16 protein-coding genes and 2 pseudogenes are annotated in these 8,681 nt (G+C 48.8%); 3 read left to right on the top strand and 15 right to left on the bottom strand.

Annotated elements, in window-relative coordinates:
- A pseudogene (locus FKW19_RS10130) lies at positions 1 to 258 on the bottom strand (hypothetical protein); the annotation flags it as partial.
- A gap of 253 nt (positions 259 to 511) precedes the next feature.
- Between FKW19_RS10130 and FKW19_RS10125 the strand changes: the two are divergent.
- Positions 512 to 955, top strand: coding sequence for a hypothetical protein (locus FKW19_RS10125; RefSeq protein WP_006115708.1), 444 nt, complete (start codon positions 512 to 514; stop codon positions 953 to 955).
- 303 nt (positions 956 to 1,258) lie between these two features.
- On the opposite strand, the gene FKW19_RS10120 is transcribed toward FKW19_RS10125, so the two are convergent.
- The 13 genes and pseudogenes from FKW19_RS10120 to FKW19_RS10060 all read right to left on the bottom strand — a co-directional run bounded on the left by FKW19_RS10120 (position 1,259) and on the right by FKW19_RS10060 (position 7,256).
- Complete coding sequence (locus FKW19_RS10120; protein WP_050793174.1) at positions 1,259 to 2,257, bottom strand: site-specific integrase; 999 nt, start codon at positions 2,255 to 2,257, stop codon at positions 1,259 to 1,261.
- A gap of 17 nt (positions 2,258 to 2,274) precedes the next feature.
- Positions 2,275 to 2,430: pseudogene (locus tag FKW19_RS16075) on the bottom strand (helix-turn-helix domain-containing protein); the annotation flags it as partial.
- Positions 2,414 to 2,914, bottom strand: coding sequence for a hypothetical protein (locus FKW19_RS10110; protein WP_035351009.1), 501 nt, complete (start codon positions 2,912 to 2,914; stop codon positions 2,414 to 2,416). The pseudogene FKW19_RS16075 and the gene FKW19_RS10110, both read right to left, overlap by 17 nt.
- Complete coding sequence (locus FKW19_RS10105; protein WP_114012467.1) at positions 2,911 to 3,483, bottom strand: hypothetical protein; 573 nt, start codon at positions 3,481 to 3,483, stop codon at positions 2,911 to 2,913. Before FKW19_RS10105 ends, FKW19_RS10110 begins: the two co-directional genes overlap by 4 nt.
- Before the next feature lie 300 nt (positions 3,484 to 3,783).
- Entirely contained in the window at positions 3,784 to 4,239 is a 456-nt protein-coding gene (locus FKW19_RS10100) for a hypothetical protein (RefSeq protein ID WP_114012468.1), read from the bottom strand.
- Positions 4,236 to 4,583, bottom strand: a complete 348-nt coding sequence (locus tag FKW19_RS10095) for a hypothetical protein (protein ID WP_039891612.1) — start codon at positions 4,581 to 4,583, stop codon at positions 4,236 to 4,238. The genes FKW19_RS10100 and FKW19_RS10095 overlap by 4 nt, the downstream gene beginning before the upstream one ends.
- Entirely contained in the window at positions 4,559 to 4,855 is a 297-nt protein-coding gene (locus tag FKW19_RS10090; protein WP_039891613.1) for a hypothetical protein, read from the bottom strand. Before FKW19_RS10090 ends, FKW19_RS10095 begins: the two co-directional genes overlap by 25 nt.
- A complete protein-coding gene (locus FKW19_RS10085) occupies positions 4,852 to 5,079 on the bottom strand; it encodes a hypothetical protein (RefSeq protein WP_139018857.1) in 228 nt (75 codons plus the stop codon). The genes FKW19_RS10090 and FKW19_RS10085 overlap by 4 nt, the downstream gene beginning before the upstream one ends.
- Positions 5,076 to 5,618: a hypothetical protein gene (locus tag FKW19_RS10080; protein ID WP_035352387.1), complete on the bottom strand. Its 543-nt coding sequence runs from the start codon at positions 5,616 to 5,618 to the stop codon at positions 5,076 to 5,078. The genes FKW19_RS10085 and FKW19_RS10080 overlap by 4 nt, the downstream gene beginning before the upstream one ends.
- Positions 5,618 to 5,995 (bottom strand): hypothetical protein, encoded by a 378-nt coding sequence (locus FKW19_RS10075; protein ID WP_035352390.1) that lies wholly within the window; start codon positions 5,993 to 5,995, stop codon positions 5,618 to 5,620. The genes FKW19_RS10080 and FKW19_RS10075 overlap by 1 nt, the downstream gene beginning before the upstream one ends.
- Before the next feature lie 128 nt (positions 5,996 to 6,123).
- Positions 6,124 to 6,462: a hypothetical protein gene (locus FKW19_RS10070; RefSeq protein ID WP_035352102.1), complete on the bottom strand. Its 339-nt coding sequence runs from the start codon at positions 6,460 to 6,462 to the stop codon at positions 6,124 to 6,126.
- A complete protein-coding gene (locus FKW19_RS10065; protein WP_123809155.1) occupies positions 6,459 to 6,734 on the bottom strand; it encodes a hypothetical protein in 276 nt (91 codons plus the stop codon). The genes FKW19_RS10070 and FKW19_RS10065 overlap by 4 nt, the downstream gene beginning before the upstream one ends.
- 123 nt (positions 6,735 to 6,857) lie before the next feature.
- A complete protein-coding gene (locus FKW19_RS10060) occupies positions 6,858 to 7,256 on the bottom strand; it encodes a helix-turn-helix transcriptional regulator (RefSeq protein WP_035352104.1) in 399 nt (132 codons plus the stop codon).
- Positions 7,257 to 7,582: 326 nt separating this feature from the next.
- On the opposite strand from FKW19_RS10060, the gene FKW19_RS10055 reads away from it, so the two are divergent.
- Both FKW19_RS10055 and FKW19_RS10050 read left to right on the top strand, forming a co-directional pair.
- Entirely contained in the window at positions 7,583 to 7,909 is a 327-nt protein-coding gene (locus FKW19_RS10055) for a S4 domain-containing protein (protein WP_116100194.1), read from the top strand.
- Positions 7,906 to 8,430 (top strand): hypothetical protein, encoded by a 525-nt coding sequence (locus FKW19_RS10050; RefSeq protein WP_035351170.1) that lies wholly within the window; start codon positions 7,906 to 7,908, stop codon positions 8,428 to 8,430. The genes FKW19_RS10055 and FKW19_RS10050 overlap by 4 nt, the downstream gene beginning before the upstream one ends.
- On the opposite strand, the gene FKW19_RS10045 is transcribed toward FKW19_RS10050, so the two are convergent.
- The gene (locus tag FKW19_RS10045; protein ID WP_035351168.1) at positions 8,404 to 8,646 is read right to left on the bottom strand and encodes a hypothetical protein; all 243 of its coding nucleotides are present in this window, start codon (positions 8,644 to 8,646) and stop codon (positions 8,404 to 8,406) included. The genes FKW19_RS10050 and FKW19_RS10045 overlap by 27 nt on opposite strands.
- Positions 8,647 to 8,681 lie beyond the last annotated feature (35 nt).

The following is an 8,681-nucleotide window of genomic DNA, read 5'->3' as shown; positions in this document are numbered from 1 at the left end:
GAATCCACCACGAGGAAAACCTCCTCCTGGGCCACCAAAGCCACCATGACCAAAACCGCCACCACCAGGACCACCGAAGCCACCGTGGCCAAATCCACCCCCACCGGGACCGCCAAATCCACCGTGGCCAAATCCGCCCCCTCCACCAAAGCCACCCCCGCCTGGCCCGGGATGAGCATGTGCTGAAAATACAGGAACGCTAAGCCCACATACCAAAAGGGCTGCCAACCCTGTTTTTTTGGATATTGCAGTCCACATAACACCGGTGCCCTTTGCACTTAACTTCGGATACTGCTGCACGACATAATGCCGTAATGTGTCTTTCTTCTAACTATTACATGGGCATTAAAAGACAATTTGCCACTGCTTTTTCTCCTGCTCTGCTAGGATAAAAGCTCAGATTCATGTTGTGTTTTTTGCATCCCTGATATACATTTTAATCATTGGAGGAAGCGGAAAAGAATTATCTTCTGCTTTGCCCCCTAACACCCCAAATTAGGAGGCCGGACTCATGGCATGGAAAAAAGCAACTTTTGTTTCTTTATGGCTAGCTGCTCTTAGCCTGGCCATCTGCTCCACTTTTATTTTTATTGCATGCGGGCTTAAGTTTTCTATTTTTCATTCTGGTCTCACTGTAAACCAGTCTGATTTTGTAGATAACACGCCTTTTTCTGTATATTTGTGGCAGATGTTGCCAGAAACAACACGTTGGAATGATTACGTGTTTTCTGGCCCAGGTTTGATTGGTCTGGCAGCTTTCTTGGCGAGCATTGGCTTAGGTTCTTATGCTGCCATTAAGTTGGAAGAAATCAACCACGCGGCACTTGTGGCTAAAAAGACAGAAATGCACCGTTGGGATTCTTTGCTGATTGGCTCTTCCTTGGAAGACACATTGCAGAATTTTCAACATTCAAATGCATCAGATGTGCAGCCTTACGCCGTTAAAAGTGCCTGATAACAGAATATAAATGTATGAAAATGCTTCTGCTTGGAATCTATTCCGGGCAGAAGTTTTTTTTTATGCAATATGCATTGCATAACGCATCATAACAATTTTAAGGAAAAACTTGGTCGGAGTGAGAAGATTCGAACTTCCGGCCCCTGCGTCCCGAATACTGTAACCCGTTGTTATATTTCAACGGGTTAAGTTATTTTGCCCGCTCTTGAAACGCTCTTTTTGATCATGGATTTCCGCCAGTTTCCGGGTGTCTGTGTTCATGAACACAAGCGAGCACTGTTGCTTATTTTAGCGAGAGAATCACCCCAAAACGCCTGCTGCTGTCCGCAAATAGTCTGGGCAGTGGTGGGCGTATGTTTCTTCCACCATCTTAATATTGCTGTGGCCTAGATAGCCAGCAATATCCCACAGAGATATTCCGGCCTGCGCCATCCATGTCGCTGCCGTGTGCCGCAACGTATGTGGTGTAATTCCGCTCAGGTCAGCGCGTTTGGCTGCCGCCCTGAAGCCTGTTTTGATGGAGGAAACCTGATCACCAGCCCATTCCACAACAAATTCTGTTTCACGCAGCTCATAAGCCTCTTTCAGGGCTTCATAGAGCGTATCGTTAATAGGCACGCGTGCCCTGCCCTTTTTGGTGCGTGGTTTAGCTGGGTCACGGAAATCAATGATCCGCGCCTGTAGATCTACACGGCTCCATGTCAGTGTAAGTATGTGAGATTTTCTGGCTGCTGTGTGCAGCGCCAGCAGCACAAACAATCGAATATGGTGGGCAACACAGCCATCTACCAATTCAGCCGCCTCACTTCTGGTTAACCAGCGCTGGCGTGCATCTGGACGCGGTGGAAGCTTTGTGCGCGGGGCTTTGGAAACAATTTCCTCTCTAACAGCCCACCGCATTGCAGCGCGTAGTGTACCTAGTTCGGTTCTGGCAGTGCTGATCTGAACGCCCTGATCTAGCCTGAACGCCGTATATCTCTTGCACGAATCGGGTGTAATAATTTCTGGTGGCTTATCCCCAAAAAATACCTTCAGCGGCTTGAGAGACCAGCCTATGCGTTCCGCTCCGGGTTTTTCATTGTTCACGCGGTCTGCATGATACGCATCTAATATACCAGAAATGCCAGCAGCCCGGATTTCTGGCTTTAGAAGCCCCTCCTTGAACTTATGAAGGACTAATTCAGCCGAAACCCTATCCTCGCAGCCCGTAGAGATGCGTTTGCGTTGGTAATAGATGTGCCATGTGCTTCGTTTGGAGACTCGGCACAATCTGGGCTCTTTTGCGTCTGAGTTTGGCATTGTTTTTCTTCAAATTCTTTGATGGCCTGCATAGGTATCCGCACCATTCTGCCTAGGCGCAGGGATGGAAGCTCGCCAGTTTCCACCATTCTGCGGATCTTGGTTGGTGAGCAATCCCATCTCTGCGCTAGGGCGCTAATACGGCAGCATGTTGGCTCATGGGCAGTTTTCACGGCTCATTCCTTCCGATCTGTTCAAGGCGTTGACTGCTTCCAGTTCAGCTTCAACGCGCCGTAGTCGTCCAATATCTCCATCCGCACCATGTAAGCACGATTGTATCATTGCCCCTGCAATTATATCTTTCAGTTTGGTGATCTTCTGGTTTAGTCGCGCAATCTCCGCATCGCGCTCGACAAGTTTTGCGAGGGCATCTGATTGACGGACAACCTTTACATTATCACCTTTCTTAATATCTCTATTCCGCCACGCGACAATTTCAGGCTCTGGAGCGTCTTCAAACCAGATTATCTGAGCATAGTAGTCCATCTCGCCGCCAGTGACAGGGGTGCCGATGGTAAGGATGTTTTCTGTGCTAGAGCGCTTAGGGTTGCACAGAGCGGCAATCTGCTTCTCATTCAACATGCCATCATGCAACCGTACGAACACGCCTATGGGATCTTTCTTCTTCCCGTTAAACGGTGCGCGGGTTTCAGTCATAGTGTTTCCCACTCGGTTTTCTGGATCTGGAAGCGGCCATTTACGCCGCCATTTTCTGGGCGAAAGCGTCCTACACCAATCATCATGCCGGCTTCTTCCAGATATTCTTCAAAAACATCTTTCGAGAGGTCTTCTTGGAAAATATGAAAAGTCAGCATGCCGCCCCAATCATCAATGCGCGGGAAGGTGCGCATTACGCGTGAGCCTTTCCCTGTTGGGTCGCCTGTAGCTGAGCATAGGAAGCTTTCCGGAATAAGATCATCACGGGTGATGTCCAGCATCAGCGGCGTATCAATCATGATGCCCGCCTGGACAATGCTGGAGAACGTCTTATTTCCCTTTCCGGAAACCTTGCGGATTGTCAGCTTTGCTGATGATGTCAGTGCCTTTTTGAAAGACATAAACGGCACAAAAACTTTTCCTGTCCGTTCATCAACGTGCGCCTTGTTACGCCACTGCATTTCCTCCCATTCCTTGTGGGAATATTCCTTTGGTTTTTCTGCAATGGGTTTGGACGGTGAATAAGGGGAAACCCCTTTGATATTAACGTTACATTTCCGAATGATCATGGCCTTGTTCCGTTAGGTGACGGGCAGCATGATGCCGCCCGTCTTTTCATTGTGTTGTGTTGTGTTGCTGCGCGGAGCGGAGCGGGGAGCTGCGACGCGCTATGGCGCATCGTGGAACGATAAGCACCGTTCCGAGGAACAGAACCGAAGCTCTGCTCCCCGTAGCGTTGCGATGTGAAGTGATGCGCTGCGGCATGCTGTGGTGTGGAGCGCAGCGGAGCGCCGTGACGCATGATAGAACCAAACGGCTCCGGTCTGCCTGCCATCTAGCTAGCAGGCCGCAACCGTTCTGCGCCGTGCTCATAGTTTCACCTGTGGATCTGCATTTGCTCTGGATGCCTGCATGCTTTTGCGTGGCTTGCTGGCGGTTTGTATGGCCGCAAGAATCCCGCGTGTGGCATCGTGCTCAAGTGCCTGCTGCTCTGTCAGATCGGCGCGCTGCACGGTATCCATAATAACCGCGCCTTTTTTGGCGGCGTTCCGCACGCGTTTGATCTGGCCTTTCCCTAACTTCACCAGATCTTCTGCTGCCGTACGCTGGAGGCCAACATTCATCACGGTTGTGAAGGCGCGTTTATGATCCCGCATGCAGATATGCCGGGCACGTTCCAGAAGATATCTGTGCCGTCCCTGAACATCATGGTTCACCAGCTGCTGGAGATATTTGTATTGAACAATCTGCCCAACACTAGCCTCCAGCAATGCTGTAACCAGAAGATCTGTTACATATGAGCGTTCCATAATTGGATTGCTCATGCCGCCCTCTCCTTTCGTGCTGCAATCAGCTGCACATCGTCTGCCCATCCAATGATGCCGCGTTGTCCGTCTATTTCGTCCTGTTCGCATTCAGGGAACCGGATGAGAAAGTTCCTGTCGTCTGTGGCTGTTATTTCAAACAGACCATCACCCATCGAACGCATTTCCAAAAACCATTCAGGCAGGCTGGGTGTTGTGCTTTTGCCCGATACAATCCAGCGGCCAGCCTTGCGCTCCTTGCTGCAATCAGGGAAATCAATCTGATTGCCTGTACGCTGGTCTGTTACCGTGCCCTGGTATCTGCCTGCCTGATTGCGTGTTAGTGTTGCCTGGTATCGGGGCATTCCATGCATTCCACCAGTGATCCATGCTGCGGTACGTCCGGCATGGTATCTGTAATCGGCACAATCCAAGCTGGTGGAAAGTTTAGCGTTTGGCCATCAGCAAAAACTACCGTGTGTTTTACGGGTGTTTTCCCAAACATCAGCGTGCGTGTTTCGCGGCCAATGGTTGGGTATGCATGCTGTCCTTTGCCGGATGGGTCTTTCACCACAACATCACGGGCTACGGGAACAATGCGCATGCCAGGGAACGTGGCGGATTGTGTGCAGGTCATGGGGTATGATCCTCTGCAAGAATGGTATGTTTGAGGTGCTGTTGCAGTTCGTTGGCCTGTTCGCGCATGCAGGTAGCTAGGTTTTCAAAAGCTTTTGCTGCGGGCATGAACAGTTCTGCACGGAAGTCGATAGAAACGCGATCCATGTAGTCAGCCTGCTGGAGAAACTGTGTAATCAGATCCTGTAAGCGGGCATCCTGATTACGCACACGTATGTTGCTCATGCCGTGCATCGTCCAGCGCGCAAGCCCAACATAAATGCTCCTGCGGCAAGCATAAATGCATAGAAAAGGATTTTCAGAACAGGAACACGTTCTGATCTCGCATTCTCACTATCATTAGTAATGATAGTGGTCTTTTCTGCGGGATTTTGAACATCTGCCGTATGGGGGTTTGTAAGATGCTGTATGTAGCAGCCTTTAATAAGGCAAGCTGCTGCGTCCCTTATTACAAAATCAACCACCATCTCGCCAACGGCGACTTCTCCACCCGGAAGAACTTTGCTGACAGTAGATTTCTTTGGGAAATGCTCTTTCAGCCAGCTAATATCTCCACCAAACAACGCAACAATATCCGGTCGGCGGAATAATTGGGTTTCCCTTAATTCCCTTACCTGACCAACGCTATCGCGAAACAAGAAAATCTTGTGCTGGTTTTCACCTTTTCTTGTAAAACCAAGGCATTCTACCGGCCCTGCTTTTGTTCGGGGGCCTTCTGTACCGAAAGGGGCAATGCTCAGAAGTGGGTATGCTGGATCAACCATCACACACCTTCCTTCTGGCGGATGCTTTCCATCCATTCATCCAGAGCAGCCACAGTAAACAGGCCATTGCCTTCAACTATGGTGCAGCGCGGGCCTTTGCCTTTTTCACATAGGCTATGGAAGGTATCTGGTTGCAGGCCGCAATATAGGGCTGCCAAACCAAAGCCTACGTACCGGGTGGCATCTGCGCCGCTTTCCTCCAGCGCGGTATCCACCAGTTTCAGGGCAGCCCGCTGCACGCGGGCGGCCTGCATGGCGTTTGGTGTGGGTAGTGTTGGGTCTAGCAGCGGGCCAATGGCCGTGATCAGCTGCGATGCAGCACGGGAGCGCTCTAGCGCAGCATCCGATACCGTGCGGAGTTCCGCAATAAGTGTCATTCATTCCTCCATCGCGTCGTGGCGATGAAGAGATGATTATCGTCATTACGACGATAATTCAATCAAAAAAAACGTCTATACGACGATATTCTATCAGCTGCCTCATGGGATTTCCTCATCAGAGGAATCTATCTAGTAAGCCAAGGCACAAGCTTTAACAAAGCTCCAACAATTGCAATAATTGCTGCAACTTTTGCTGTTGTAGGAATATTATCAATTTTCCCTTTAATTCCAGCCAACTCTACTTCGACATTTTTCACATCATTTTTTGTTGCCACTGTAGCAAGCGTAACCTGTATGGAAGTTAAAGTTACCTGAAGTGTTTCTAATTTATCCTCCAGTTTAGCTATTCTACGCTCCATGTCACCATCATCTCCCCCTCCAGAGCCTCCTATACGTGAATTATCTTCATCTTTGCCATTATCCACTACGAGTGTTGGGCCAGCAAAATGTGCCTTGCTATTCATTTGGAGTTTCTTTCCAAAATTGAAAGAATAAATGTGTGTGCAAAACCACAATTTTCACAAACCACGACTAAAGCATCATAATATTTGCTACCAGGATACAAATTAACCCTAGGAGAAGATTCTCCACTTATAGCAATAGAATAGCTGTCGTTTTTACATATAAGACAACAAAAGGCCCCTGAATCAGTTTTCGAATACATTTTTTCGAGAAGCGCGTTTAATTGCTGCCCTCTTTGATCTTCCAATAAACGTAAAGCTTGCTCGTCTGCCATGCCTCTCCTCCTCAAACAAAAGCTATTTTAACATTCAACGGTATTTTTGTTCCCGTTTTATTCTCTCTGTGATATATCTATCACGCCTATTTTTAAAGGGAGTTTAGAATATGAATGGATTTGTCATTCCGGTTCGGATTGGAGATCAACAACGGCCAAAGCCACTTCCTCAGTGGTTGGCGCAACATCCGATTTTTGCACCAACTCAGGATAAGTTAGAGCAATATGAACAGCCGTCTCAACCGGCATCTTCGCATCCATAACTCCCCGATAAATCCAATCGGTAGTACATCCGGTAAGATCGCAAAATTTTACAATAATCGCTTCATCAGGATAATTTCTACCGGTATAATAACCACTTAATTGTTTAGGATTAATGTCAAGCATGCGTGCCAAATCCGCAGCCACGCGTGTATATGCTTGACCAGCAGCTTTAAAACGCGCGCAAACAGCCTTTTTAAGCTCAGACGATTTAGGGGGCTTCTTGTGTGCCATCCCGTTATTATGACGGGATGGCTGCATGTTTCCATTCCTCATACGACGCTTGACATATCGTCGTTACGACGACAATGTGTCTTTATGAATAGTCATCGAGATATTATGGCGGCTCTGGGAGGGGTTCCCTATGTCGCAAAGCGCCTCAATCTCTCGCAGAGACGAGTGTATAATTGGGTACGAGTGGGTCGCTGTATTCCTCCAATGTTCTGGGGAAAAATTGCGTCTTTGGCCGCTGCCAAAAACCTTAATGTTACTCTCTCCCTATTGGAGCAGACAAAATTTCGTAACCCGTCAACAAATCGTAAAAAAACTGAAAGAACTCCGCCTGCAATACATAAGGGTGAACTCGCATGAACCATAACCAGAGCAGTACGCCCAAGCCCTCACCCTGTCAGCCGGAATCGTTTCGGGCATCTTTCGCACTCTTCAGTCTTATTCCGATCTATGCGCCGCAGTTTTGCAGAACGAATGGTGAGGCTCGTAGACTTGTGCGCGGCGGGGCGCTTGAGGTGAACGGAAAACCGGCTATCTGTGAAAATATGCCGGTAAGCGTGGGCGATACCGTAGTTGTATGCCCTCGCTCAAAAACCCGGCGGTTTGCGTTTACCGTTTCAGATCCTTCGCAAGATGCGAGCGAACGTCTTTCTTTGCCTGCAAAGCATGATGGCGCAGCATGAAACAGAATTACCCACCTAAACCAAACACCTTCATGCAAGCTAAGGCGCATACGAGCAATAAATTGGCGCAAACCCTTTGGGTTGCTCGATTTTATCCGGTCTGGATGTGCGATTGCGCACGCGCATTAACTCAGGATACTGGATCTTATCTTGCGCAGTTTCGCGCCGTGCAGTGGTTTCTCAAACCCTACGTTACTTGGGTGGATGAGACACTGGATTGGCTGGAGGAATGTCGTCAAAAAGAGCGGGAAGATCAAGGTCGGCAGCATTCTTCTTTAAGGGCTTCGCACATGGAGGGACATATTCCTTCAGCACAGCCGTCTCCAAAAGCTGGTGGCGGCAGCGATGCCGCCACCAGCAACCCTGATCCACTTATGACCGGTCTGGAAGATTATTTTGCTGCTTGTGATCAGGCCAGTGCAAAGTGCCCAAAAAAATTCCCGCCTATTCCTGAAAAACAGCGCCAAAGAATGCGCCAAATTACTGCGGAATTTTTACTGCATGTGGGGTGTCGGCGGTGAGCTATCTTTCACAATCTGAAGCGCTTCATCCATTCCTAACAATGGCATCGCGCCGGAGCAATAATTCTGCAAAATACTTTGCAGTTCTAACTGACTTTCGTGAGGCAGTAACTTCACTGCAACCCTTAACGCTATTTTCATGGCTTCTGCACGTGCGCGCGCCCCTTCAAGTTCGTGCATATCTCTCAAAGATTTCTGAGGATCATTTTTCTCCATCAGAATCGTCCTTTCATGTTGGTGACACATGCATG

This window comes from Acetobacter sp. DmW_125128 (genome assembly GCF_008704325.1).
GTDB lineage: Bacteria > Pseudomonadota > Alphaproteobacteria > Acetobacterales > Acetobacteraceae > Acetobacter > Acetobacter oryzifermentans.
This window is presented reverse-complemented; position numbering and strand designations above follow the sequence as displayed.

Coding starts and splice junctions, on each gene's coding strand:
- FKW19_RS10090 (WP_039891613.1), bottom strand. CDS start 4,855: ATGACCTGCACACAATCCGCCACGTTCCCTGGCATGCGCATTGTTCCC.
- FKW19_RS10100 (WP_114012468.1), bottom strand. CDS start 4,239: ATGAGCAATCCAATTATGGAACGCTCATATGTAACAGATCTTCTGGTT.
- FKW19_RS10075 (WP_035352390.1), bottom strand. CDS start 5,995: ATGACACTTATTGCGGAACTCCGCACGGTATCGGATGCTGCGCTAGAG.
- FKW19_RS10110 (WP_035351009.1), bottom strand. CDS start 2,914: ATGACTGAAACCCGCGCACCGTTTAACGGGAAGAAGAAAGATCCCATA.
- FKW19_RS10065 (WP_123809155.1), bottom strand. CDS start 6,734: ATGGCAGACGAGCAAGCTTTACGTTTATTGGAAGATCAAAGAGGGCAG.
- FKW19_RS10060 (WP_035352104.1), bottom strand. CDS start 7,256: ATGCAGCCATCCCGTCATAATAACGGGATGGCACACAAGAAGCCCCCT.
- FKW19_RS10045 (WP_035351168.1), bottom strand. CDS start 8,646: ATGGAGAAAAATGATCCTCAGAAATCTTTGAGAGATATGCACGAACTT.
- FKW19_RS10085 (WP_139018857.1), bottom strand. CDS start 5,079: ATGAGCAACATACGTGTGCGTAATCAGGATGCCCGCTTACAGGATCTG.
- FKW19_RS10070 (WP_035352102.1), bottom strand. CDS start 6,462: ATGAATAGCAAGGCACATTTTGCTGGCCCAACACTCGTAGTGGATAAT.
- FKW19_RS10080 (WP_035352387.1), bottom strand. CDS start 5,618: ATGGTTGATCCAGCATACCCACTTCTGAGCATTGCCCCTTTCGGTACA.
- FKW19_RS10095 (WP_039891612.1), bottom strand. CDS start 4,583: ATGCCCCGATACCAGGCAACACTAACACGCAATCAGGCAGGCAGATAC.
- FKW19_RS10125 (WP_006115708.1), top strand. CDS start 512: ATGGCATGGAAAAAAGCAACTTTTGTTTCTTTATGGCTAGCTGCTCTT.
- FKW19_RS10055 (WP_116100194.1), top strand. CDS start 7,583: ATGAACCATAACCAGAGCAGTACGCCCAAGCCCTCACCCTGTCAGCCG.
- FKW19_RS10105 (WP_114012467.1), bottom strand. CDS start 3,483: ATGATCATTCGGAAATGTAACGTTAATATCAAAGGGGTTTCCCCTTAT.
- FKW19_RS10120 (WP_050793174.1), bottom strand. CDS start 2,257: ATGCCAAACTCAGACGCAAAAGAGCCCAGATTGTGCCGAGTCTCCAAA.
- FKW19_RS10050 (WP_035351170.1), top strand. CDS start 7,906: ATGAAACAGAATTACCCACCTAAACCAAACACCTTCATGCAAGCTAAG.